This is a genomic window from Achromobacter animicus (assembly GCF_040775605.1).
Taxonomy (GTDB): domain Bacteria; phylum Pseudomonadota; class Gammaproteobacteria; order Burkholderiales; family Burkholderiaceae_B; genus Achromobacter; species Achromobacter animicus.
Genome location: NZ_JAYGJK010000001.1, coordinates 2,755,775 through 2,778,058, shown reverse-complemented (window position 1 = coordinate 2,778,058; position 22,284 = coordinate 2,755,775). Strand labels below are relative to the sequence as shown.

Sequence of the window (22,284 nt, the reverse complement as noted above, 5' to 3'; positions counted from 1 at the left end):
CATGTGTCTTGCCGTACTGGCTCTGCATACGCTGCCCGGCATCCCCGTGCTGATCGCCGCGAACCGCGACGAATTTCATGCGCGTCCCACCCTTCCCGCGGCGCCATGGCCCGACGCGCCAGCCATCTACGCCGGGCGCGATGGTCAGGCGGGCGGCACCTGGATGGGCGCAACCGTTCAGGGGCGCTATGCGTTGGTCACCAACTTCCGCGAGCCCGGCCGGCATCTGGACAACGCCCCTTCGCGCGGCGCGCTGGTCGAGGACTTTCTGCGCGGCGAAATGACGCCGCAGGCCTACCTTGAGACGGTGCACGCCATGGACCAGGCGTACAACGGCTTCAATCTGATCGTGGGCGACACGCGGCAGGCGTGGTATCTGAGCAATCGCGACGGCGGGCCGCGTGCGTTGGACCCCGGCATCTACGCCCTGTCCAACCATCTGCTGGACACGCCCTGGCCCAAACTGGCGCGCACGAAGGCGGCGTTCTCGGCCGTGCTGGAACATCCGTCGCAGCCCGACCTGCCCGCGCTGTTTACCGCGCTCGGCGACCGCAGCCCGGCGGACGACGCCGACCTGCCGGCCACCGGCCTGCCCTTGGCGCGCGAACGCCTCTTGAGCAGCCCGTTCATTGTCAGCCCGGAATATGGCACGCGCAGTTCCAGCGTCATGGCGCTGCACGGCAATGGCGCCGGCGAACTGGAGGAACGGCGTTTCGCCCCGGACGGCTCGGTCAGCGGCGTCAGCCACCTGACGTTTTCCTGGCAGGCGGCCGGCGGCGGCGTGTGATGCGCGGCGCCTAATACAAACGGTTGATTTCCGAGGCGGACGGACGCGAACTCGCCTTGCGCGCGCACGTCGAATGGTTGCAAGCTACCGGCGGAGGCAGCCACAACGCGCTGCCACGCCGGTTTTTCTGCAGGAGAACTCCATGAACAAACGTTTTGAACGCTGCACGATCGCCGCCGCCATGACCCTGGGCACCTTTGCTTTAGCGGGTGTCCTGTCCACCGCCCAAGCGGCCATGCCGCCCGTGCAGCACCAGGGCGCTATCGAATATGTCAGCGGCGGCATCGGCATCGACGAATCCGAATCCATGAAAGCCGCGTCCAGCAGTTATCCGCTGGCATTGACCTTTGCTGCACAACGCGGCGGCAAGGCCGATTACGTCGCCGACGTGACCGTCGCGATCCGGGATGCGCAGGGCAAGGCCGTGTTGCAGACGACCGCGCAGGGGCCCTACATGCTGGTGAAGCTGCCGGAGGGCAACTACCGCATCTCGGCCACGTTTGATGGCAAGGCGCAGGAACGCGAGGTCACCGTGCAAGGCTCGGGCACCGCGCGCGCCATGTTCGAGTGGAAGTGATGGCACTGAGGCGCGGCTGATACGGCCGCGCCCCTATCCTGTTCCAAGGCGCCGGACGCGTCAGACGCCCGCGAACAGGATCGCAATGACAAAGCCCACGCCCGCCGTCCAGACCAGCGAGCGCAGCGCGCCCCAGTTCGCCAAGTACATCGCCAGATAGCCCAGCCGCGTGCCCAGCCAGCACGCCATCAGCGTCGCGACGTGCGCGGGGGATGCCTGGTTATACAGCGCAAACAGCACGGCGGCGTAGAAGAACGGCAGCGCCTCAAAGGTGTTGACCTGCGCGGCGTTGGCACGCGCGCGCCAACCCTCCTGCCGGGCCAGCCAGGCCCGCGGGTCGTTGTTGTCGAATTTCTTGCCGCCTGCCTTGGCGATGATCGTGGACACGAACGGCAGCAGCGCCGCCGCCAACATCAACCACGCGATTGTCTTCATTCCTGACTCCATTGCTGGCGGCTTTTGTGTCCGCCGGACGCGCGGGGCGTGTGCCGCCGCTGCCGCATGGTCGCCTGAAAAGCGGGGGAAGGCAAAGGCGCTGTGGGGGGCTCGGGCGGCTCGGGCGGCACGAGTGGCACCGCCGGCGTTGGAGCTGAAGTTGGCGTTGGCGTTGGCCGCATCAAACACGCCGGCGTCGAAAGCGCCAAGGTTGCCGAAGACCGCGCTTACACTCGGTCCTTTGCGATTGCCGCCCGCCCGTCGATGCCGCCTGTCATGCCCTGGTTTGCCCTGTTCCTGGCCGCCGCCTTGCTATGGCCGCCCGGCACACGCCGCTGGGCGCTTGCCCCGCTGGCGGTGACATGGCTCTGGGCATTGGCCGACGGATCGGTCGACCTCGTTGCGCTCGCATGGCCCGCGCTGCTGCTGGTTGCCGCGGCGCTGGTGCGATCCCACGCGGGGCCGGCCGCGCGCATGGCCGGGCACGGACTCTTCGTGATCCTGGCCGTGCTGCTCTTTGCACATCTGCTGCCCGGCTTTCACAACCTGCGCGTGATTGATCCCGCGCCGCTCAGTCCGGATGCAGTTCCTTTCAGCATGTACCTGAATCTGGACAAACCGCTCGTGGGCTTCTGGGTGGTGCTGGTGCTGGCGCCGCCCATGGCCGCGGCCCATGCCCGCCTGACCTTGCAGGCGGCGATCCTCGCCTGCGCAGCCGCGGTGGCGGTCTGCCTGGGATTGGCGCTGGCGCTGGGCGTGGTGGCATGGGCGCCGAAGTGGCCGGCCTCAGGCTGGATCTGGCTGATCAACAATGCCTTGCTGGTGACGCTGGCGGAAGAGGCGCTGTTCCGAGGTTATGTGCAGCAACGCCTGGCGCAGTGGTGGCGCCATCGCGCATGGGGCGCGTGGGCGGCGGTGGCCGTGGCGGCCGTGCTGTTCGGATTGACCCATTACGCGGGCGGTTGGCAGTGGATGCTGCTGGCTGGCCTGGCGGGTACGGCGTATGGCGCGGCCTATCGTTACGGCGGTTTGGGCGCCGCCGTGCTGGCGCATCTGGGCTTGAACGCGGCCCACTTCGGATTGTTCACCTATCCGATGCGCGCCGCGTTCTGAAAGGCCGCCGCTTCAGGCCGCCAGCGCCGGATAGTCCGTATACCCTTCAGGACCCGAGGCGTAGAAGGTGGCCGGATTCGGCGTATTCAGCGGGGCCTTGCGCGCCAGGCGCTCGGCCAGGTCGGGCGTGGCGATGTACGGCACGCCAAACGCCACGGCGTCGACCTTGCCGGCCGCGATGGCGGCCTCGGCGGTGTCGCGCGTGTAGCCTTCGTTGCCGATATAAACGCCGCCGAACTCGGCCTTGATCATCGGCGCCAGGCTGTCGGGCGCTTCGTGTTCGCGGGCGCAAATGAAGGCGATGCCGCGCTTGCCCAATTCACGCGCCACGTAGCCGAACAGACCCGGCAGATCCGAATCACCCATGTCGTGGGCATCGGCGCGCGGCGACAGATGTACGCCGACGCGGCCCGCGCCCCACACCGCCACGCAGGCGTCGACCACTTCCAGCAGCAGCCGCGCGCGGTTTTCGATGGAACCGCCGTATTGGTCCGTGCGGTGGTTGGTGCTGTCCTGCAGGAACTGATCCAGCAGGTAGCCATTGGCGGCATGCACCTCGACGCCGTCAAAACCCGCTTCCTTCGCCATCTTCGCGCCGTGGCGGTAGGCTTCGACCACGCCGGGGATCTCTTCGGTTTCCAGCGCGCGCGGCGTCACGTACTCACGCTTGGGGCGCACGTGGCTGACGTGACCCTTGGCGGCGATGGCGCTGGGCGCGACCGGCAGTTCGCCGTCCAGGAACATCGGGTCGGAAATGCGGCCCACGTGCCAGAGCTGCGCGACGATCAAGCTGCCCTTGCCGTGCACGGCGTCAACCACCTTGCGCCACCCCTTGACCTGCTCCGGCGACCAGAGCCCAGGCGTGTCGGCATAGCCCACGCCCTGCGGCGTGACCGCCGTGGCTTCCGTCAGGATCAGGCCGGCGCCCGAACGCTGGGTGTAATACTCGACCATCAGGTCGTTCGGCACGCGGCCGGCGCTGGCGCGTTGGCGCGTCAGCGGCGCCATCACGACGCGGTTGCGCAGAGTCAGGTCGCCGACTTTCAGCGGTTCAAACAGGGGGTTCATGCAAAATCCTTTCGTCCCGGCAATGGGGCGCTTGCGGGTATGGCAGACGGGCTACATATCCAGATTCAATTGCCGCAGAAATGCGGCAATCACGGGTTCATTGCGACGGAAAAAGACCCACTGCCCCACCTTGGTCGCCGAAATCAGGCCGGCGCGCTGCAACACGGCCAGATGCGACGAGACCGTCGACTGGGACAGACCGCAGCGATCATCGATGTGGCCCGCGCACACCCCGTGTTCGAAGGTGTGGCCCGGGCGCTCCTCGAAATACGCGTGCGGCGTCTTCAGCCAGGCCAGGATGTCGCGGCGAACCGGATTGGCCAGCGCCTTGAGGATGGCGTCGGCGTCGATCGCGGGTTGCGCGGCGTTCTGGTCGGAGGGTGAGGAAGTTGCGGTCATATTGGTATATCGCAATTTATCGAATCATATATCGGGTTTATCCGATATATCGTCATGCCCCTGTTGCAATCAAGGATTTGGGGATTCCGGCCAGCGCTCCGGCGGCTGGCGCGCTGGTTTTAAGCTATCGGCCCAGTCACGGGCAAGGTCGCGCTGTGCCTTCCAGTTGACCAGCGCCGTGATGGCCATGGCAATCACCGCGCCCAGCGCTGCCAGCGCCATGTCCTTCTGCGCGTCCCAGATGTCGCCCTGCGTGCCCAGGTAGGCCGCCCCCAGGTCACCGCCAAAGAACTCAGCGGCGCCCCACTCGATCAGTTCGTAGAGCGCCGAGGTCGACAGCGTCACGTCCATCGGCAGGAAGTACGCCCAAAAGCCGCGCACCTCGGCCACCCGCAGGAAGATCTCCCGGATCGGATAGGCCAGCAGCAGCCCATACGAAAAATGCACGACGCGGTCGAAATTGTTGCGTTCCCACCCGAGCACGCTGTTCAGGGTGCGGCCGGTCAAGGCGCGCCACCAGTCGTCGTACGGCACAAGCGAATAGGTGTAGTGCGCGCCCACCGTGTGCAAGCACAGGAACAGAAAGATCAGCGTGTATGACACCCGCGAAAACACGAACGCCCGCCGCGTGGCAAACAGCACGGCGCCCAGTCCCAGCACCAGCGCGTTCTCCAGCGCCCAGGCCGAGCGGTCATGCGGATTGATGGCCAGCGCCACCCAGATGACGGCGAACACGCCGGCCAGCGTGACCAGATAGCGGCGGCGCGCGTCGGCCATGGTGCGTCCTAGTCGCCCTGCACCCGGCCGCGCAGCCGCTTGACCTCGCCATGCAGCACCTTGCGCTGCACGCGGCGGCGTTGCGACGAGCGCGTCGGCTTGGTGGGGCGGCGCGGCTTGTCGACCTGGATGGCTGATCGCACCATGCCCACCAGCCGTTCGATGGCCTCGGCACGGTTCTTTTCCTGGCTGCGGAAGGATTGCGACTTGATGACGATCACGCCCTCTTTCGAGATGCGGTGGTCGTTGACGGCGCACAACGCATCCTGCACCTCGGGCGGCAGGCGGGAAGCGCGCACATCGAAGCGCAGGTGGACGGCGCTGGACACCTTGTTGACGTTCTGCCCGCCCGCGCCCTGGGCGCGAATCATGGTGAAGGTCAGGTCGCGCTCGTCGATGAAAAGCGAATCTTGGACGTGAAACATAGGCGGGAAGTCTACAGGGCCGGCCGTCTTCCTGCACCCGGCGGTTGAAACCGCTGGATCCGGGGCTGGGCGCCACACAGCGGCCATGCGCCGCCCGGCGGCGGACCCGTCTTGCAGGGTCTTTCGGCGGATATCGGCCGCGCCAAGTAAAATAGTGCGCTTTTGCTCGAATTCCGTGGCGCCCTGCCGCCCGCATCTCCTATGACTTACTCCGCCAAAGAAATCTTCAAGACCCTGCAAGGCGAAGGCGCCCACGCAGGCCGCGCGGCGGTATTCTGCCGGTTTGCGGGCTGTAATCTGTGGACCGGCCGCGAAAGCGACCGTGCCAGCGCCGCCTGCACCTTCTGCGACACCGATTTCATCGGCACCGACGGCGACGGCGGCGGCAAGTTCGCCACGGCCGAATTGCTGGCCGACGCCATTGCCGCGGCCTGGGGCCCGGACGCCGGCAACCGCTACGTGGTCTTTACGGGCGGCGAGCCGCTGCTGCAACTGGACGCGCCGCTGCTCGACGCGATCCACGCCCGCGGCTTTACCGTCGCCATCGAAACCAACGGCACGATCAAGCCGCCCGCCGGCATCGACTGGATCTGCGTCAGCCCCAAGGGGACGGCCCCGGTCGTGATCGAACGCGGCAATGAGCTCAAGCTGGTCTATCCGCAGCTCAACGCCCTGCCCGACGCCTTCGCACATCTGGATTTCGAGCATTTTTTCCTGCAACCCATGGACGGACCGGCGCGCGCAGCCAACACCGAGCAGGCCGTTCAATACTGCATGCAGCATCCGCAATGGCGGCTCAGCCTGCAAACCCACAAATACATAGGCATTCCATGATTTACCCCCACGCCTTGCGGAGCACGCGATGATTTCCGTGACCCGCAGGCTCGAGTTCGACGCCGGCCACCGCATCCCCGACCACCGCAGCCAGTGCCGCAATCTGCACGGCCACCGCTATGTGCTGGAAATCACGCTGACGGGTGACATCGTGCAGGCGCCCGGCGAGTCCGACAACGGTATGGTCATGGACTTTTCCGAGATCAAGCAAATCGCCAAGACCCACATCGTGGACGTCTGGGACCATGCGTTCCTGGTCTACGAAGGCGACGACGCCGTGCGCGGCTTTCTGGATACCCTGCCCGGCCACAAGACCGTCGTGCTGGACCGGATTCCCACCGCTGAAAACCTGGCCACCATTGTTTTCGAGACGCTGGCGCCGCAATACCACGGCCACTACGGCGCCGAACTGCGCCTGACGCGCGTGCGTTTGTACGAAACGCCGAACTGCTGGGCCGACTGCAACGGTTGATCCCCGATAGCGCATGAAGGCGGGCTTCGGGCCCGCCTTCAGTTTTCCACCCACGGAAAACTGCACTGCCATCTTCCCAATTGAAAGAATCTATCGCGATAGTCGCCATTTTCAATCATTAGTAAGCTAATAGATAGGATACAATCGAATTCATGCTTACTCCATCCGACTCCCAGCTCATGGCCACCACCGCCAACCTGATGGTGCTGTCGCGCGCCTACCGCGGCGCCGCCGATAAAGCGCTTGCCGACTACGGCCTTTCTCAAGCGACTGCGTGGCCCGTCATTCTGGCCGGCCGTCTTGGCGACGGAGTTCGCCAAGGCGCGCTGGCCGAAGCTTTGGGCGTCGAAGGCCCCTCCCTTGTGCGCGTGCTGGATCAACTGGTGGCCGCCGGCCTGATGGAACGGCGCGAAGACCCCCACGATCGCCGCGCACGCACCCTGCACCTGACCGAGGCCGGCCACGCGCTGCGCGCGCAGGTCGAAGACGTGCTGGTTGAACTTCGCCGCCGCATCTTTCACGACGTCAGCGAATCCGATCTGCAAGCCTGCCTGCGCGTCTTCGACGCCATGAAGGTGTCGCTGGGCCGCAGCGGCGCCGGTGCGCAAGAGGACGCCCGGCCATGAAACTGCCCAACGTCCGCGAAACCATCTTCTCGCTCAAGAGCTACCTGAGCGCCATCATGGCGCTCTATCTGGCTTACAGCATTGGTTTGCCGCGTCCGTTCTGGGCCATGACCACCGCCTACGTCGTGGCGCAGCCCTGGTCCGGCGCGGTGCGTTCCAAGGCGCTGTACCGTCTGGTCGGCACCTTCTTCGGGTCGGCGGCCACCGTGTACATGGTGCCGCGGCTGTCGAACTCGCCCGTCGTCATGACCGGCGCGATGGTGCTGTGGGTGGGCGCCTGCCTGTACATGTCGGTGCTGGACCGCACGCCGCGGTCCTATCTGTTCATGCTGGCCGGCTACACCGCCGCGATGATCGGCTTTCCCAGCGTCACCGACCCTTCCCTGGTGTTCGACACGGCGCTGGCGCGTGTCGAGGAAATCAGCCTGGGCATCGTGTGCGCCACGCTGATCCACAGCATCGTGCTGCCGCGCGGCCTGGCGCCCGCGCTGACGCTGCAGCTGGACAAGGCCGTGCGCGATGCGCGCAACTGGATGCACGACACGCTCAGCGGCAAGACCGCCGAACAGCGCGACAAGGACCGCCGCGAGCTGGCCAACGACATCACGCAACTGCGCCTCTTGTCCACCCACGTTCCGTTCGACACCAGCAACCTGCGCTGGACCGCGGGCGCCGTGCGCGCCATGCAGGACCAGATCGCGGCGCTGACGCCGGCCGTGTCAGCCGTCGAAGACCGTATGCGCGCCTTGCAGGCCAATGGCCAGCCGCTGCCCGAACCCGTTCAGTCGCTGCTCTCCGATATCTCGGAATGGATCAACGCGGGCCCGCAGGCCTCGCACGAAACTGCCGTCCAGTTGCGCGCCGCCGTGACGCGTCTGACGCCCGGCATCGACAGCCGCTCCACGTGGCGCGACGCGCTGATGGCCAGCCTGATGGCGCGTCTGCGCGAATTGATCGACACCTATGACGAATGCCTGGCGCTGCGCCGCGACATCCGCGCCGGGCTGCAGGGCGCGCCGGTTCGCGCCCCGCGCACGACACGCGATCCAAACTCGGCGCTGCACCGCGACCACGGCATGGCGCTGCTGTCGGCGCTGGCCGCGGCACTGGCGATTTCGGTCTGCTGCCTCTTCTGGATCGGCACGGCCTGGAGCAACGGCGCCACCGCCGCGCTGATGGCCGCGATCTTCAGCTGCTTTTTCGCGTCGCAGGACAATCCCGTGCCGGGCATCATGCAGTTCCTGACCTACACGGTGTATTCCATTCCGTTGTCGGCGCTGTATCTGCTGGGCATCATGCCGGCCATCCACTCGTTCGAGATGCTGGCGCTGTCCATGCTGCCGACCGCCTTCGTGCTGGGCGTGTTCATTGCCCGCCCGGCCAGCACCGGCAAGGCCATGGCCATGCTGTTCGGGTTCCTGGGCACCATGGCGCTGCAGGACACCAACACCGCCGACGTCGTGTCCTTCATCGACACGCAGGTTGCGCAGTGCATGGGCGTGGCCACGGCCGCGATCATCGCCGCCATCTTCCGCACCGTCAGCGTCGACTGGAGTGCGCGCCGCATCCAGGCCGCCAACTGGAAGGAACTGGCGACGCTGGCCAGTTCGCCCCGCGCGCCCTCGCGCCACACGTACACCGCCCGCATGCTGGACCGCATCGGCCTGTTGCAGCCGCGACTGGCGCTGGCCAAGCGGCCCGATGACCTGGTGGCCGCCGATGCGCTGAAGGACCTGCGCGTGGGCCGCGACATCACCGAGCTGCAGCGGGCGCGCCGCCATCTGCCGATGGCCGAGCCCACGATCCAGCCGGTGCTGAACAGCCTGGCGCAGTTCTTCAAGATCCGTTCGTCGGGCCGCATGCAGGACAAGACGCCGGAGTTCCTGGCGCAGATCGATCGCGCGCTGAGCAGTGTGGCCGCCACCCCGCAAGGCCCGCATGCGCGCGACCGCGCCGTGGTGGCGCTGGTCGGCATCCGCCGCGCCTTCTTTCCCGACGCGCCCGATTATCAACCCGCCCATCCGACCCTGGAGGGCCAAGCATCATGATTGGCGAATTCAATCTCTACGGCATTTATTTCCCCTGGCTGCTCGTGCTGGGCGTCGTCACCCTGGCCGTGGCCTGGGGCGTGCGCCGGGTGCTGGCGCGCGCCGGGCTGTATCGCCTGGTGTGGCACCCCGCGCTGTTTGACCTGGCGCTGTTCGTGGTGCTGCTGTACGGCGTCTCCCTCATTTCCCCTTATTTTCTTCAGAGATAGGTATGAAACTCCCCAATGCCCTTCGCCCTGCTGCTATCGGCAAGTTCGCAGTGACGGCTGTCGTCGTCGCCGCCGCCGCTTACGCCGGCTGGCAGCTTTGGGATCACTATGAAGTCGAGCCCTGGACGCGCGATGGCCGCGTCAAGGCCTATGTGGTGCAGGTGGCGCCCGACGTCTCCGGCCTGGTCACCAGCGTGCCCGTCCACGACAACCAGGACGTGAAGGCCGGCGACCTGCTGTTCGAAATCGATCGCGCCCGCTTCCAGTTGGCGTTCGACCAGGCGCAGGCCTCGGTCCGTTCGCAGCAGGTGGCGCACGACCAGGCGCTGCGCGACGCCAAGCGCAACCGCTCGCTGGGCCAGCTTGTCGCGGCCGAAGCGGTGGAACAAAGCCAGACCAAGGTGCAGCAGACCGAAGCCGCGCTAGCGCAGGCGCAGGTGCAACTGAACACCGCCCGTCTGAATCTGGAACGCAGCCGCGTCGTGGCCGCCAGCGATGGCCGCATCACCAACCTGGACCTGCGCGCGGGCTCCTACGCCACCGCCGGTCACGGCGTGATGGCGCTGGTGGACGCCGGTTCGTTCTACGTCGAAGGCTACTTCGAAGAAACCAAGCTGCCCGGCATCCACGAAGGCGACCCCGTCACCGTGACGCTGATGGGCGAACCGCGTCACATCCGCGGCCACGTCGAAAGCATCGCTCTGGGTATCGCGGACCGCGACCGCAGCACCGGCGCCAATCTGCTGCCCAACGTGAACCCGACCTTCAACTGGGTCCGTCTTGCGCAGCGCATCCCGGTGCGCGTGAAGATCGACGAGGTGCCCGAAGGCGTACGCCTGGTCGCCGGCCAGACCGCCACGGTATCGGTGGACGACCGCCCGGCCCAGTCCGCCGCCGCCGCGCCCCACGCGTCCTGACGGGACGCAGAACCACTTTTCTCCGGAAAACTCCGCAATTTCTTTTCGACGCCAAGCCGTACCTGCCATGAAAACCAGACTCCTCCTTCCGCTGACGCTGGCCCTCGCGCTGGCCGGATGCGCCTCCGTGGGCCCCGACTACAAGGTGCCGCCGGAGGCCGTCTCCCAGCGGCCGAGCGCGCAATCCTCCTTTGTGGAGGCGCAGGCCGGCGTGTATCGGCAAGAGGAAGTCCCCGGCCACTGGTGGCGCCTGTACAACGACCCCGTGCTGGATGGTCTGGTGGAAAAGGCCCTGGCCGCAAACACCGACCTGCGCGTGGCCAGCGCCAATCTGGAACGCGCGCAGGCCGCGGTGCAGGAAACGAAGGCGCAACAACAGCCGACGATCGGCGTCAATGCTTCGCCCACGTTCGGCCACGTTTCCGGCTTGCAGGAACTGCAACCCGGCATCGATCCGCCCAATCGCTGGTCGTACTCCACCGGCGCCAGCGTGTCGTATCAGCTGGACCTTTTCGGCCAGATCCGCCGCGCCGTGGAAGCGTCCACCGGCGACGCGCAGGCCGCCCAGGCCGCCTATGACGCCACCCGCGTCACCGTCGCGGCCGAGACCGCGCGCGCCTACGCCAACATGTGCGCGGCGGGCATGCAGCTTGCCTCGGCGCAGCATTCCGTGCAGGTGCAGAAGGAGTCGGTCGACGCCGTCAGCCGCCTGCAACGCGCGGGACGCGGCACGGCGCTGGACGTCACACGGGCGCGCAGCCAGCTCGAACAATTGCAGGCCAATCTGCCGCCGTTCCAGGCGCAGCAACGCACCGCGCTGTACCGTCTAGCTGCATTGACCGGCCAGACGCCGGGCCAGATTCCGCAAGCCCTGCTGCAATGCGCCAGCGCCCCCAAGCTGACCGAAACCATCCCCGTCGGCGACGGCGCCGAACTGCTGCGCCGCCGTCCCGACATCCGTCAGGCCGAACGGACGCTGGCCGCCTCCACCGCCCGCATCGGCGTGGCTACGGCCGATCTGTACCCGAAGATCACGCTGGGCCTGTCCGCCGCGTCGGGCGGCCCGGCCGCCATGTTCGGCGATCGCGGCACGTTCAGCTGGAGCGTAGGCCCGCTGATCTCGTGGACCGTTCCCAACACCGGCGCCGCGCAGGCCCGCATCGCCGAAGCCGAAGCCAACACCAAGGCCGCGGCCGCGCGTTTCGATGCGGCCGTGCTGAACGCCTTGCGCGAAACCGAAAGCGCGCTGGTCGTCTATGCCCGCCAGCTGGACCGCGACACCGCCCTGCGCGCGGCCCGCGACCAAAGCGCCGAAGCGGCCTCGCAGGCGCGCCGCCTGTTCCAGTACGGCAAGACGGATTACCTGACCATGCTGGACGCCGAGCGCACGCTGGCCAGCAATGAAAGCGCGTTGGCCGCATCGCAGGCGGATTTGAGCAGCGACCAGATCGCGTTGTTCCTGGCGCTGGGCGGCGGCTGGGAGAAGTAGCCCGCCAAAAATTGATTTCCATATTATGGGGATGACATTGATCTTCCCAAACCCCCGCTCCTAGAATCGTCTCAAGCCAATAACTACATCAGACGATTCGACGGGATCGCGCCGGCCACGCCGACACGATGCTCGAGGACGGGGACAATTCATAATATGGAACAACCTGCAAGCGCCGGCGACGCGCGCGTGCTGGACAGCATCACCAAGCTCACGCCGCAGGATGCCGGGCGCGTGGTGATCGCCGGGTCGCATGGCGGCAGCTATGCCGCCTACTGCGCGGCGCGCGGTGGCGTGCTGGCCGTCGTCCTGAACGACGCCGGCGTGGGCTGGATGCGTGCCGGCATTGCAGGCCTGGACGACCTGCAACGCTGGGGCGTGCCCGCCGCCACCGCAAGCTATCAAAGCTGCCGCATCGGCGATGGCGCGGACATGGCGCGGCACGGCGTCCTCAGCTTTGCGAACGCGCTGGCGCAAGACCTGGGCTGCAAAGCGGGTATGCCAGTGGCCGAGGCCGCCTCGCGGCTGGCGCGCGCGTCGCGCAGCGCCCGTCCGCCTGCCGACGTCAAGGAATCCCGCACGGTATTCAAGACAGGCCCGGACGGCGCGCCGCTGGTGATCGGCGCCGACTCCGTCTCGCTGGTCGACTCCCGCGACGACGGTCTCATCGCCATCACGGCCTCGCACGGGGAGCGGCTGGCGGGCCTGCAATCGGACGGTGTCCGCGCGTCCCCCCGCCTCGTCACGTTCAACGACGCGGGCATCGGCAAGGACAGCGCCGGCATCGGCCGCCTGCCTTTGCTGGACCAACGCGGCATTGCCGCCTTGACCGTATCCGCGCAAACCGCCCGCATCGGCGACGCCCGTTCCTGCTACGAGGAAGGGACCATTTCTTCTGCCAACGCCCGCGCCCGAAACCTGGGCTGCCGCGTCGGCACGCCGCTCAAAACCTTCATCGACGCCCTGCTGACCGGGCGCGACCCCTACTAGGAGCATCACCCGCATGTCCGAAAAACTGGAAATCACCGGCGGCGAAGCCATCGCCCGCATGTTCGCGGCGCACGACGTCGGCCTGATGTTCGGCATGGGCGGCTTTCAACTGCTGCCTTTCTATGACGCGGCGCGCCGCCTGAAGCTGAATCACAACCTGATCAACGACGAGCGCTGCGCGGTGTTTGCCGCCGACGCCTATACCAAGGTCAGCGGCCGTCCCGGCGTGTGCGACGCGACGCTGGGTCCGGGTGCGACCAATCTGGTGACCGGCCTGGCCGAAGCCTACAACGCCGGCACCGCGCTGGTCGCGCTGGTCGGCGACGCGCACCGGATGCACGCGTGGAAGAACATGACGCAGGAAGCCCGGCAACTGGAAGTGCTGCGCCCAGTCGTGAAAGACGTGCTGCGCGTGGAGATGGTCGAGCGCATTCCCGAACTGGTGCGGCGCGCGTTTGCCGTGGCGACCAGCGGACGGCCCGGCCCCGTCGTGCTGGACGTGCCCGAGGACATCGCGCACGCCGTCCATGCCTTTGACGCCGACGAGTTTTATTCCAGCCCCAACTACCGGCGCTCGCCCGCGCTGCGCTGCCGGCCATCGGCCGAGGACGTGGCGCAAGCCGCCAGCATGCTGGCCGGCGCCGCCCGCCCGCTGATGCTGTGCGGCGGCGGCGTACACATCAGCGATGCCGCCGAGACCGTCCAGGCCTTCGCGCGCAAGTTCGGCATCCCCGTCGCCCACACCATGAGCGGCAAAGGCGCGATCGCCTGCAACGATCCGCTGAACGCGGGCCTGTTCGGCCGCTACAGCCGCATTGCCAACGACCTGATCGCCAAGTCCGACTGCCTGTTCGTCGTCGGCTGCAAGCTGGGCGAAGTGGCGACGCGCCGCTACGACCTGCTGGCCGCCGGCGCGCCGATCATTCATCTGGACATCGTGGCCGAGGAATTCGACCGCACCACCACGCCCGCCCTGCGGTTGTGGGGCGACGTGCGCGCCACGCTGGAAGACCTGGACACGCGCCTGGCCGCCCACGGCGAGCACGCGCGCCAGAACTACGTGGACGAGGTCGGCCAGGCCATGCACGCATGGCGCGAATCCGTGAACGCCAAGCTGACGTCGGCCGACCGTCCCGTCGGCATGGCGCGGCTGCTGCACGAGATCAACGCCTCGCTGCCGGAAGACGGCATCCTGGTCGCGGACGGCGGCTTCGCGGCGCACTGGGGCGGACTGCTGTTCGACACCAAGCGCGCGGGCCGAGGCTTCGTGCCGGATCGCGGCTTTGCTTCCATCGGCTACGGCATCCCCGGCGCCATCGGCGCAGCTGCGGCGGCGCCGGGACGCCAGGTGGTCAGCCTGACCGGCGACGGCGGCTGCAACATGTCGCTGGGCGAACTGGAAACCGCAGTGCGCATGAAGCTCGCCTTTACGCTCGTGGTGGTCAACAACGCGGCCTCCGGGTACATCAAGGCGCTGCAGCACCTGATGTACGGCGAAGGCAGCTACCAGTCTTCGGACCTGGTCGACACCAATTACGCCAATGTGGCGCGCGCGCTGGGCTGCCATGGCATCCGCGTCGAAGACCCCGCAGAGCTGCCGGCCGCGCTGGCAGAGGCGTATGCCTGCAAGGACCGTCCCACCATCCTGGACGTGGTGGTCACGCGCGACCCCGCGCACATGCTGCCGGGCGTGGACAGCCGGGCGGCCAAGATCAAGCCGGGTGACCGCATCGCCTGACGGCAGCGCGCAACGCCCGGTTCAAGACACAACAAAATCAAGCAAGGAGACAACCCATCATGAAGCGCAGAACCTGGATCAAGCTGGCGGCCGCCGCTGCAACGCTGTCGCTGGCGGGCGCCGCCGCGGCGCAGGCCACCTACCCCGACCGCCCCATCCGCCTGATCGTGCCCTTCCCGCCCGGCGGCACGTCCGACGTGGTCGGCCGCATCTTTGCCGAGGCGCTGGCCAAGCAGATCGGCCAGCCGGTGGTGGTGGAGAACCGGGGTGGCGCGGGTGGCACCGTCGGTAGCCGCGCCGTGGCCTCGGCCGCGCCGGACGGTTATACGCTTCTGCTGGGCACGTCCAGCACCAACGGCACCAACCCCGCCGTGTACAAGAACCTGCCCTACGACGCGGTGAAGGACTTCACGCCGGTCACGCAGATCATCCGCGTGCCGGGCGTGATCGTGGTGAACAAGAACTTTCCCGCCAAGGACTATGCGTCGTTCACCGCCTTGATCAAGGGCGCGCCCGGCAAGTATTCCTATGCCTCGTCGGGCAATGGCGGCGCCACGCACATGGCGATGGAGTACTACAAGTCGCTGTCCGGCCTGGACATGATGCACGTGCCTTACCGTGGCACCGGCCCCGCGCTGAACGACGTGATCGCCGGCCAGGTGCCCATCCTGTGGGATACGGCGGCGTCGTCAATGGCGCACATCCAGTCGGGCAGTCTGCGCCCGATCGTGGTGGCCGCCAAATCGCGCCTGCCGCAATTGCCCGACGTGCCCACCTTTGCTGAAGTCGGCCTGCCGGACTACGACGCAGAAATGTGGAACGGGCTGCTGGCCCCCGCCGGCCTGCCGAAGGACGTGCTGGCCAAGCTGAACGACGCATCCCGCAAGGCGTTGGCCGACAAGGACGTGCAGGCCAAGTACGCGGGGGTTGGCGCGTATGTGGTCGCCGACAAGCCCGAGGCCTTTGCGGCGATGATCCAGGACGACGTGGCCAAGTGGAAGAAGGTGGCCGACTTCGCCCACATCTCGGCGGAATGACATGGGTGAGCGGCTGAAGGACAAGGTGGCGCTGGTGTTTGGCGCGGGGTCGTCGGGGCCGGGCTGGGGCAACGGCAAGGCCGCGGCGGCGCTGTATGCGCGTGAAGGCGCGCGGGTCTTCGCGGTGGACGTCAGGGAGGACGCCGCGCGCGAAACCTGCGCCATCATCGAGGCCGCGGGCGGCCGTTGCCAGACGTTGACCGCGGACGTAACGGACTCCGCGCAGATCCAGGCCGCGGTCGCCGCCGTGCTGGCGGCCGCCGGACGCATCGACGTGCTGCACAACAACGTGGGCATCACCGAAATGGGCGATCCCATCGAGGCCAGCGAGGAAAGCTGGCATCGCGTGCTGGACACCAACCTGACCGGCGTGTTCCTGACCTGCAAGCATGTGCTGCCCGCCATGCTGGCGCAGGGCTCAGGCAGCATCGTCAACATTTCGTCGCTGGCGTCGATTCAGGTCAATTCGTATCCGTACACCTCGTACTACGCGGCCAAGGCGGGGCTGAACCATCTGACGCGGTCGCTGGCGGTGCGTTATGCGCCGGACAATATCCGCGTGAACGCCGTGCTGCCCGGCGTCATCGACACGCCGTTGATCTACAAGCAGATTGCGGGGCAATTCGACGATGTCGAGGAAATGCGGCGGCGGCGCAATGCCGCCAGTCCGATGGGCCGGATGGGGGATGCGTGGGACGTCGCCCATGCCGCGCTGTTCCTGGCGAGCGACGAGGCCAAGTACATCACCGGGGTGTGTCTGCCGGTAGACGGCGGCAAGGCCTGCGCGGGGCGTTGATGCGCGCGGGCGCGCGGCTTTTCGCCGAGGCGCCGGCTGCACGGCGTTTCCCGACGAACCAGATGCGGGACTTCCGTTCGCCCGGCAGCGATCAGAAGCGCGGGGCCAGGTCCGCAGACAATTCCGAAGCCGCCCGCTGCAACGCGGCCACCACGTCCGCGAGGCGCGCGCCGGACAGGCGCGAACGGATCGCCGCCACGCTCAGCGCCGCCACCACGTGCTGCTCGCGGTCGAACACCGGCACGCCCACGCCCAGCATGTCGGGAATGATGCGGCCCGGGTTGAGCGCGTAGCCGTTCTTGCGCGCGGCGGCGATGTCTTCGCGCAGCATGTCGGTGGACGGCAGATCGGGCGCGGCGCTGGCGTCGTAGCGCGCCAGTACGCGGTCGATATCGTCGTTGGGCAGGAATGCCAGCAGCGCCAGGCTGCCCGCCCCCACGCCCAGCGGGCGGCGATGGCCGACTTCCAGCGTCAGGATCTTGATGGGAAAGTCGCCCGTCTTGCGGTCCACGCAGACCGCTTCGTGTCCCGATCGCACCGACAGGAAGCTGGTGTCGCCCGTGGACTGCGCAAGGCGGAGCACGGCGGATTCGGCGATGGCCTTGATGCCGTGCCGGCTTTCGGCAGCCAGCCCCAGGATGTAGGACTCGCGGCCCAGGCTGTAGGTCTTGAGCCGCGGATTGAGCGACAGAAAGCCTTCCTGCAGCAAGGCCGACAGCATGCGGTGCGCGGTGGGCGGCGTCAGGCCGACGTCACGCACCACATCCGTCAGACCGACGCCACGCGCGGGCGCCGCCCCCACGTATTTAAGGATGCGCAGCACGCGGAAGATGCTTTGCGCGCCGCCGACGGCATCGGCCGCGCGTTGCTGCGCGGGCGCGGAGGCTTTCGCGCCGGTCGTGGCAGATGCCGCCATCAATGCACCGTCGTCCCGTCCGGCGGCGTCTGGTTCAGGCCCAGCGCGGCCTCCCAACTGCGCAGCGGCACGCAGGTCTGCAGGCGCACGATGGCGCGCTGGATCAGGGCGGGATGCAATTCGTGGCCGACGTGGGTGGCGATGTCGATGGTGGAGTCGCCGTGCAGTTCGGCCAGGCGTGCCTGCGCGGCCTGCGCCTGCGAAACGCTCATGACCGCGTCGTCGGCGCCGTGCAGCAGATGAATCGTGGTGTACAACGGGGCGTTCTTGGGCAGTTGCGCATAGCGGCCCGAGAACGCGATGACGCGGCCGGCCATGCCGTCGTGCGCCTGCACCAGTTCCAGCGCCATGATGGCGCCTTGCGAAAAGCCGGCCACCGCGGTGTCGGACTGCAGCAGGCCGAAACGCGCCTGGGCTTGCCGCACATAGGTTTCCAGCTGCGGCATGGCCTGGGCCACGCGCTCGGCGCGGTTGTCTTCGGTGACGCCGCGCACGGAGAACCACTGCCGGCCCGCCCCGCCGCCATCAAAGGCCTCGAAACCTTCGGGGATCAGCACGGCCGCCGTCGGAAAGGCCGCGCGCACCGCTTGGGCCAGGGGTTCCAGGCTGGCGGGCGATCCGCCCACGCCGTGCAGCAGGATGAAGAGCTGGCGCACGTCGACGCCCGGGTCGGGAAGAAATTCGATAGAACTGGAAGACGCCATGAAACTGCTCCGTGCTGGCCTGGGACGGTGGGACTGCGCCCCGATTGCCGCATTGTAAAATGCGCCGCGCCTGGCATCGTACCGACGACGCCGGGCTTTTTTGCACGCCGCCCCGCGCTTGCCCGCAACGACGGGCGCCCGCCGTTGGCAATGTCCAGCGCCGGCGATGTCCGGGCGGCGGCCACCACACGCCTTGTCATGCACACACCGAACATCGACTCGGGCGCCGCCGCGCCTGTCAGCAACACTGCCAGCAACACTACCGGCGACACCACCGGCAACAATCAGCTGCACCGCGTGCTGAAGGCACGCCACCTCACGATGATAGCGCTGGGCGGGGCCATCGGCACCGGCCTGTTCGTCGCTTCCGGCGCGGCCATTGCGCAGGCGGGCCCCGGCGGCGCGCTGATGGTCTACCTGGTGATCGGCCTGATGGTGTACTTCATCATGACCAGCCTGGGCGAGCTGGCCACCTTCATGCCGGTGTCGGGATCGTTCTGCACGTATGCGTCGCGCTATGTGGATCCGGGCTTCGGCTTTGCGCTGGGCTGGAACTTCTGGGTCAGCTGGGCCACGGTCGTGGCGGTGGACGTCGTGGCGGCGCAGCTCGTCATGGCGTACTGGCTGCCGGACACGCCAGGCTGGATATGGAGCGTGGCGTTCTTGGCGCTGACCTTCGGGTTGAACGCTTTCTCGGCGCGCAGCTTCGGCGAGGCCGAATACTGGTTCGCCATCATCAAGGTGGTGGCGGTGCTGTGCTTCATCGTGGTGGGCGTGGCGATGCTGGCCGGCATCATCCACGGCGGCGGACCGGTGGGACTGGACAACTGGAAGGTGGGCGACGCGCCCTTCGTCGGCAACGCGGCGACGTGGGTGGGCGTGGCGATGGTGGTGGCCTACTCCTTTCAGGGCACCGAACTGGTGGGCGTGGCGGCCGGCGAGTCCGAAAACCCCCGGCGCAACGTGCCCCGCGCGATCAACAGCGTCTTCTGGCGCATCCTGCTGTTCTATGTGCTGGCCATCCTGATCATCGGCCTCTTGGTGCCCTACACCGATCCGCAACTGCTGCGCAACGAGGTCGAGGACATCGCGGTCAGCCCCTTCACGCTGGTGTTCGAGCACGCGGGCCTGCTGTCCGCGGCCACGGTGATGAACGCGGTGATCCTGACGTCCGTGCTGTCGGCCGGCAATTCGGGCATGTATGCGGCGACGCGGATGCTGTTCAACATGGCGGCCGAGGGCCAGGCGCCGGCGATCTTCAAGCGTCTGACCCCGCGCGGCGTGCCGCTGTATGCGCTCTTGGCCACGACGCTGCTGGCTTGCTTGTGCCTGTTCAGCGTGGTGTACAGCCCGAAGGCGGTGTACATCTGGCTGCTCAATTTTGCGGGCATGACGGAATTCATCGTGTGGCTGAGCATCGCGGTCAGCCACTACCGCTTCCGCCAGGGCTACGTGAAGCACGGCTACGACACGGCCGACCTGCCCTACAAGGCGGGACTTTTTCCGTTCGGGCCGCTGCTGGCCTTCGTGCTGTGCCTGGTGGTCACGCTGGGACAGAACTATCAGGCGTTCCTTGAAGAACGCGTCGACTGGATCGGCGTGGTGTCGACGTACCTGGCCATTCCGCTGTTTCTGGGACTGTGGATCGGCCACCGGCTGCTGCGCGGCTCGCGGTGGGTGAAGTACCAGGACATGCGGTTCTAGCACTTTTCGGGGACACATTCGGGACACATTCGGGGGCACTTTTCGATACGTCCGCCCGGCGCAAAGCCCGGTACAATACTGTACATTCATACAGGTATTGAGCACCGGGCGCTTTCGCCATGCAGTCCCCCGAACAGATCCATCCCGCGTTGTGGCGCGCCACGCAGTTGGCCAAAGGCGCCGCACGCACCCTGCCAACCGGGCACGCGGCGCTGTCAGCCGAACTGCCGGATAACGGCTGGCCGCTCGGATCGCTCGTTGAACTGCTCACCCCCCATCCCGGCATCGGAGAAATCCGCCTGCTGCGTCCCGCGCTGGCCCAACTGGAAACCCGTCGTCCCATTGCCCTGGTGCAGCCGCCGCACGTGCCGCACATCGCCAGCTGGATGAGCTGGCGGCTGGATCCCCGGCAACTGCTGTGGGTGGCGCCCGAAAAGCCGGTCGACGCGCTGTGGGCCAGCGAACAGATCCTGAAAAACGCCAGTTGCGGCGCGCTGATCTGCTGGCTGCCCCACGTGCGCCCCGAATCCCTGCGCCGCCTGCATCTGGCCGCCCAGGCCAGCGACCTGCTGTTCATCGCCGTGCGCCCGTCCCGCGCCGCGCAGACCGCCACGCCCGCCGCCTTGCGGCTGGCGCTGGCGCCCGCGCCCGGCGGCCTGTCCGTCCACATCCTGAAGCGCCGGGGGCCTGTCTGCGACACCCCGCTGTACGTGGGCCTGGAGCCCGGCGCGCTTACCCCCTCTTCTCCCCGCCATGCGCCTCTGGATCGCCGCCTACCTGCGCTGCCTGCCGCTGGACGCCATACGCCCGCACTGGCCGCATGAACAGGAGGCGTTCGCCGTTCTGGATCAGGAACGGGTCGCCGCCCTGACCCCCGCCGCCCGCCAGGCCGGCGTGACGCCCGGCATGCGCCGCGCGGGCGCGGCGGCCATCGCCCCCGGCGTGGAACTGCTGCCCCGCAATGCGCTGGCCGAGGCCGACGCCCTGCACGGCGCGGCCCTGGCCCTCTTGCAATACACCCCGGAAATCGCCCTGGCCGACGGCGACACCGTGCTGCTGAACGTGGGCGCCAGCCTGATGTTCTTCCGCGGGCCGCGCGCGCTGAGCCGGCGGGTGGCCGCCACGCTGCGGGCGCTGGATCTGCGGGTGTCGCTGGGCATGGCGCCCACGGCCAAGGGCGCCTGGCTGCTCGCGCGGCGCGCCGGCCGGCGCGTGCCCCGGCGCACCCTGAAGCTGCCCACCCTGGCGCGGCGGCTCGATGCCCTGCCGCTGTCGCTGCTGCCCCAGGCGCAAGACCGCCGCAACTGGCTGGACGACATCGGCTGCCACACGCTGGCGCACCTGCGCGCCCTGCCGCGCGGGGGGCTGCAGCGGCGCAGCGCGCCCGATCTGCTGCAGGCGCTGGACGCCGCCTACGGCCAGGTGCCCGAACTCTACCGCTGGCTCGAACCGCCCAACCAGTTTTCGCGGCGGATCGAACTCATGGACTACATGGAGAACACCGATGCCGTGCTGGCCGTGGCGGGCCGGCTGGCCGAGCAGCTGGGCGGCTGGCTGACCGCCCGGCAACTGGCCGTGCGGCGCGTGGTGCTCAGCATGGATCACGAACGCGGCCGCCACGCCCGCCCGCCCACCGAACTTGAAGTGGCCCTGGCCCAGCCCATCTGGCAGGCGCCGCAGCTGCTGCATCTGCTGCGCGAAAAACTCAACCACTTCACGCTGGAAGCCCCCGTCATCGCCGTGACGCTGCACGCGCCCGACACCGTCGAGCAGCCCGCGGCCAGCACCACCCTGTTCCCCGAACCGGGCGGCACCGCCGCCGACCACGCGCGGCTGCTGGACCTGCTGGTGGCGCGGCTGGGCCGCGACCGGGTGCGCCATGCCCAGCCCACCGCCGACCACCGTCCCGAAGCCGCCAATTCCTGGGGCGATGCGCTGGCCGCGCCCGAACGTCCCGCCCCCCTGCCGCCGCTGCTCGACCGGCCGTTCTGGCTGCTGGAAACCCCGCAGCCCCTCAAGCTGTCCGGCCATCGCCCCCACTACGCCGGCCAGGCGCTGCGGCTGATGCGCGGCCCCGAACGCATCGAAAGCGGCTGGTGGGACCCCGCCCTGACCGTGCGCGATTACTTCGTCGCCGAAGACGCGGCGGGCGCGCGCTACTGGATCTACCGCGAGCGCGACGCCGAGGACGCGCGCTGGTTCCTGCACGGACTGTACGCCTGA

General features: G+C 67.8%; 24 protein-coding genes. 17 read left to right on the top strand and 7 right to left on the bottom strand.

Features of this window, described 5'->3' with window-relative positions; genetic code table 11:
* Window position 1 precedes the first annotated feature (1 nt).
* On the top strand, window positions 2-787 hold the full coding sequence (locus AB3147_RS12570; RefSeq protein ID WP_367352068.1) for an NRDE family protein: 786 nt from the start codon (window positions 2-4) through the stop codon (window positions 785-787).
* Between the two features lie 142 nt (window positions 788-929).
* Entirely contained in the window at window positions 930-1,364 is a 435-nt protein-coding gene (locus AB3147_RS12565; RefSeq protein ID WP_367352067.1) for a carboxypeptidase-like regulatory domain-containing protein, read from the top strand.
* 60 nt (window positions 1,365-1,424) lie between these two features.
* Here the strand turns inward: AB3147_RS12565 and AB3147_RS12560 are convergent, their stop codons facing one another.
* Window positions 1,425-1,799, bottom strand: a complete 375-nt coding sequence (locus tag AB3147_RS12560; RefSeq protein ID WP_056560668.1) for an MAPEG family protein — start codon at window positions 1,797-1,799, stop codon at window positions 1,425-1,427.
* 276 nt (window positions 1,800-2,075) lie between these two features.
* Here AB3147_RS12560 and AB3147_RS12555 point away from each other — a divergent pair, with 276 nt between their 5' ends.
* Entirely contained in the window at window positions 2,076-2,912 is an 837-nt protein-coding gene (locus AB3147_RS12555) for a CPBP family intramembrane glutamic endopeptidase (RefSeq protein ID WP_367352066.1), read from the top strand.
* Between the two features lie 12 nt (window positions 2,913-2,924).
* On the opposite strand, the gene AB3147_RS12550 is transcribed toward AB3147_RS12555, so the two are convergent.
* The 4 genes from AB3147_RS12550 to arfB all read right to left on the bottom strand — a co-directional run bounded on the left by AB3147_RS12550 (window position 2,925) and on the right by arfB (window position 5,581).
* Window positions 2,925-3,980 carry an alkene reductase gene (locus tag AB3147_RS12550; protein ID WP_175121768.1) on the bottom strand — a complete coding sequence of 352 codons (1,056 nt, stop codon included), beginning with the start codon at window positions 3,978-3,980 and terminating at the stop codon, window positions 2,925-2,927.
* Between the two features lie 51 nt (window positions 3,981-4,031).
* Window positions 4,032-4,379 (bottom strand): ArsR/SmtB family transcription factor, encoded by a 348-nt coding sequence (locus AB3147_RS12545; RefSeq protein ID WP_056560656.1) that lies wholly within the window; start codon window positions 4,377-4,379, stop codon window positions 4,032-4,034.
* A 69-nt stretch (window positions 4,380-4,448) separates the two neighbouring features.
* Complete coding sequence (locus AB3147_RS12540) at window positions 4,449-5,156, bottom strand: DUF2238 domain-containing protein (RefSeq protein ID WP_367352065.1); 708 nt, start codon at window positions 5,154-5,156, stop codon at window positions 4,449-4,451.
* 8 nt (window positions 5,157-5,164) lie between these two features.
* Window positions 5,165-5,581: an alternative ribosome rescue aminoacyl-tRNA hydrolase ArfB gene (gene arfB, locus AB3147_RS12535; RefSeq protein WP_175121770.1), complete on the bottom strand. Its 417-nt coding sequence runs from the start codon at window positions 5,579-5,581 to the stop codon at window positions 5,165-5,167.
* 201 nt (window positions 5,582-5,782) lie between these two features.
* Between arfB and queE the strand changes: the two genes are divergently transcribed.
* From queE to AB3147_RS12480, 11 genes are all read left to right on the top strand, one after another.
* Window positions 5,783-6,415, top strand: coding sequence for a 7-carboxy-7-deazaguanine synthase (gene queE / locus AB3147_RS12530; protein WP_175121771.1), 633 nt, complete (start codon window positions 5,783-5,785; stop codon window positions 6,413-6,415).
* Between the two features lie 28 nt (window positions 6,416-6,443).
* A complete protein-coding gene (gene queD / locus AB3147_RS12525) occupies window positions 6,444-6,887 on the top strand; it encodes a 6-carboxytetrahydropterin synthase QueD (protein ID WP_175121772.1) in 444 nt (147 codons plus the stop codon).
* Between the two features lie 152 nt (window positions 6,888-7,039).
* A complete protein-coding gene (locus AB3147_RS12520; protein ID WP_175121773.1) occupies window positions 7,040-7,513 on the top strand; it encodes a MarR family winged helix-turn-helix transcriptional regulator in 474 nt (157 codons plus the stop codon).
* Window positions 7,510-9,561: an FUSC family protein gene (locus AB3147_RS12515; RefSeq protein ID WP_367352064.1), complete on the top strand. Its 2,052-nt coding sequence runs from the start codon at window positions 7,510-7,512 to the stop codon at window positions 9,559-9,561. Before AB3147_RS12520 ends, AB3147_RS12515 begins: the two co-directional genes overlap by 4 nt.
* On the top strand, window positions 9,558-9,770 hold the full coding sequence (locus AB3147_RS12510; protein ID WP_175121775.1) for a DUF1656 domain-containing protein: 213 nt from the start codon (window positions 9,558-9,560) through the stop codon (window positions 9,768-9,770). Before AB3147_RS12515 ends, AB3147_RS12510 begins: the two co-directional genes overlap by 4 nt.
* Before the next feature lie 2 nt (window positions 9,771-9,772).
* Window positions 9,773-10,687, top strand: a complete 915-nt coding sequence (locus AB3147_RS12505) for an efflux RND transporter periplasmic adaptor subunit (protein ID WP_367352063.1) — start codon at window positions 9,773-9,775, stop codon at window positions 10,685-10,687.
* Window positions 10,688-10,754: 67 nt separating this feature from the next.
* Window positions 10,755-12,176, top strand: a complete 1,422-nt coding sequence (locus tag AB3147_RS12500; RefSeq protein WP_367352062.1) for an efflux transporter outer membrane subunit — start codon at window positions 10,755-10,757, stop codon at window positions 12,174-12,176.
* Window positions 12,177-12,332: 156 nt separating this feature from the next.
* On the top strand, window positions 12,333-13,166 hold the full coding sequence (locus tag AB3147_RS12495; protein ID WP_367352061.1) for a hypothetical protein: 834 nt from the start codon (window positions 12,333-12,335) through the stop codon (window positions 13,164-13,166).
* A gap of 13 nt (window positions 13,167-13,179) precedes the next feature.
* Window positions 13,180-14,904, top strand: a complete 1,725-nt coding sequence (locus AB3147_RS12490) for a thiamine pyrophosphate-binding protein (protein WP_367352060.1) — start codon at window positions 13,180-13,182, stop codon at window positions 14,902-14,904.
* 59 nt (window positions 14,905-14,963) lie between these two features.
* Window positions 14,964-15,941, top strand: coding sequence for a Bug family tripartite tricarboxylate transporter substrate binding protein (locus AB3147_RS12485; protein ID WP_175121780.1), 978 nt, complete (start codon window positions 14,964-14,966; stop codon window positions 15,939-15,941).
* 1 nt (window position 15,942) lies between these two features.
* A complete protein-coding gene (locus AB3147_RS12480; protein ID WP_367352059.1) occupies window positions 15,943-16,737 on the top strand; it encodes an SDR family NAD(P)-dependent oxidoreductase in 795 nt (264 codons plus the stop codon).
* A 91-nt stretch (window positions 16,738-16,828) separates the two neighbouring features.
* Here the strand turns inward: AB3147_RS12480 and AB3147_RS12475 are convergent, their stop codons facing one another.
* Window positions 16,829-17,653, bottom strand: a complete 825-nt coding sequence (locus AB3147_RS12475; protein ID WP_175121782.1) for an IclR family transcriptional regulator — start codon at window positions 17,651-17,653, stop codon at window positions 16,829-16,831.
* Window positions 17,653-18,357: an esterase gene (gene ypfH, locus AB3147_RS12470; protein WP_105238691.1), complete on the bottom strand. Its 705-nt coding sequence runs from the start codon at window positions 18,355-18,357 to the stop codon at window positions 17,653-17,655. Before ypfH ends, AB3147_RS12475 begins: the two co-directional genes overlap by 1 nt.
* Window positions 18,358-18,555: 198 nt before the next feature.
* On the opposite strand from ypfH, the gene AB3147_RS12465 reads away from it, so the two are divergent.
* From AB3147_RS12465 to AB3147_RS12455, 3 genes are all read left to right on the top strand, one after another.
* Entirely contained in the window at window positions 18,556-20,061 is a 1,506-nt protein-coding gene (locus AB3147_RS12465) for an amino acid permease (protein ID WP_367352058.1), read from the top strand.
* A gap of 119 nt (window positions 20,062-20,180) precedes the next feature.
* Window positions 20,181-20,885 (top strand): translesion DNA synthesis-associated protein ImuA, encoded by a 705-nt coding sequence (imuA, locus tag AB3147_RS12460; RefSeq protein WP_175121783.1) that lies wholly within the window; start codon window positions 20,181-20,183, stop codon window positions 20,883-20,885.
* Entirely contained in the window at window positions 20,815-22,284 is a 1,470-nt protein-coding gene (locus AB3147_RS12455; protein WP_218343645.1) for a Y-family DNA polymerase, read from the top strand. Before imuA ends, AB3147_RS12455 begins: the two co-directional genes overlap by 71 nt.

What these genes read in the sequence shown, in the direction of transcription:
- AB3147_RS12570 (WP_367352068.1), top strand. Translation starts at nt 2, where the DNA reads ATGTGTCTTGCCGTACTGGCTCTGCATACGCTGCCCGGCATCCCCGTG.
- AB3147_RS12565 (WP_367352067.1), top strand. Translation starts at nt 930, where the DNA reads ATGAACAAACGTTTTGAACGCTGCACGATCGCCGCCGCCATGACCCTG.
- AB3147_RS12560 (WP_056560668.1), bottom strand. Translation starts at nt 1,799, where the DNA reads ATGAAGACAATCGCGTGGTTGATGTTGGCGGCGGCGCTGCTGCCGTTC.
- AB3147_RS12555 (WP_367352066.1), top strand. Translation starts at nt 2,076, where the DNA reads ATGCCCTGGTTTGCCCTGTTCCTGGCCGCCGCCTTGCTATGGCCGCCC.
- AB3147_RS12550 (WP_175121768.1), bottom strand. Translation starts at nt 3,980, where the DNA reads ATGAACCCCCTGTTTGAACCGCTGAAAGTCGGCGACCTGACTCTGCGC.
- AB3147_RS12545 (WP_056560656.1), bottom strand. Translation starts at nt 4,379, where the DNA reads ATGACCGCAACTTCCTCACCCTCCGACCAGAACGCCGCGCAACCCGCG.
- AB3147_RS12540 (WP_367352065.1), bottom strand. Translation starts at nt 5,156, where the DNA reads ATGGCCGACGCGCGCCGCCGCTATCTGGTCACGCTGGCCGGCGTGTTC.
- arfB (WP_175121770.1), bottom strand. Translation starts at nt 5,581, where the DNA reads ATGTTTCACGTCCAAGATTCGCTTTTCATCGACGAGCGCGACCTGACC.
- queE (WP_175121771.1), top strand. Translation starts at nt 5,783, where the DNA reads ATGACTTACTCCGCCAAAGAAATCTTCAAGACCCTGCAAGGCGAAGGC.
- queD (WP_175121772.1), top strand. Translation starts at nt 6,444, where the DNA reads ATGATTTCCGTGACCCGCAGGCTCGAGTTCGACGCCGGCCACCGCATC.
- AB3147_RS12520 (WP_175121773.1), top strand. Translation starts at nt 7,040, where the DNA reads ATGCTTACTCCATCCGACTCCCAGCTCATGGCCACCACCGCCAACCTG.
- AB3147_RS12515 (WP_367352064.1), top strand. Translation starts at nt 7,510, where the DNA reads ATGAAACTGCCCAACGTCCGCGAAACCATCTTCTCGCTCAAGAGCTAC.
- AB3147_RS12510 (WP_175121775.1), top strand. Translation starts at nt 9,558, where the DNA reads ATGATTGGCGAATTCAATCTCTACGGCATTTATTTCCCCTGGCTGCTC.
- AB3147_RS12505 (WP_367352063.1), top strand. Translation starts at nt 9,773, where the DNA reads ATGAAACTCCCCAATGCCCTTCGCCCTGCTGCTATCGGCAAGTTCGCA.
- AB3147_RS12500 (WP_367352062.1), top strand. Translation starts at nt 10,755, where the DNA reads ATGAAAACCAGACTCCTCCTTCCGCTGACGCTGGCCCTCGCGCTGGCC.
- AB3147_RS12495 (WP_367352061.1), top strand. Translation starts at nt 12,333, where the DNA reads ATGGAACAACCTGCAAGCGCCGGCGACGCGCGCGTGCTGGACAGCATC.
- AB3147_RS12490 (WP_367352060.1), top strand. Translation starts at nt 13,180, where the DNA reads ATGTCCGAAAAACTGGAAATCACCGGCGGCGAAGCCATCGCCCGCATG.
- AB3147_RS12485 (WP_175121780.1), top strand. Translation starts at nt 14,964, where the DNA reads ATGAAGCGCAGAACCTGGATCAAGCTGGCGGCCGCCGCTGCAACGCTG.
- AB3147_RS12480 (WP_367352059.1), top strand. Translation starts at nt 15,943, where the DNA reads ATGGGTGAGCGGCTGAAGGACAAGGTGGCGCTGGTGTTTGGCGCGGGG.
- AB3147_RS12475 (WP_175121782.1), bottom strand. Translation starts at nt 17,653, where the DNA reads ATGGCGGCATCTGCCACGACCGGCGCGAAAGCCTCCGCGCCCGCGCAG.
- ypfH (WP_105238691.1), bottom strand. Translation starts at nt 18,357, where the DNA reads ATGGCGTCTTCCAGTTCTATCGAATTTCTTCCCGACCCGGGCGTCGAC.
- AB3147_RS12465 (WP_367352058.1), top strand. Translation starts at nt 18,556, where the DNA reads ATGCACACACCGAACATCGACTCGGGCGCCGCCGCGCCTGTCAGCAAC.
- imuA (WP_175121783.1), top strand. Translation starts at nt 20,181, where the DNA reads ATGCAGTCCCCCGAACAGATCCATCCCGCGTTGTGGCGCGCCACGCAG.
- AB3147_RS12455 (WP_218343645.1), top strand. Translation starts at nt 20,815, where the DNA reads ATGCGCCTCTGGATCGCCGCCTACCTGCGCTGCCTGCCGCTGGACGCC.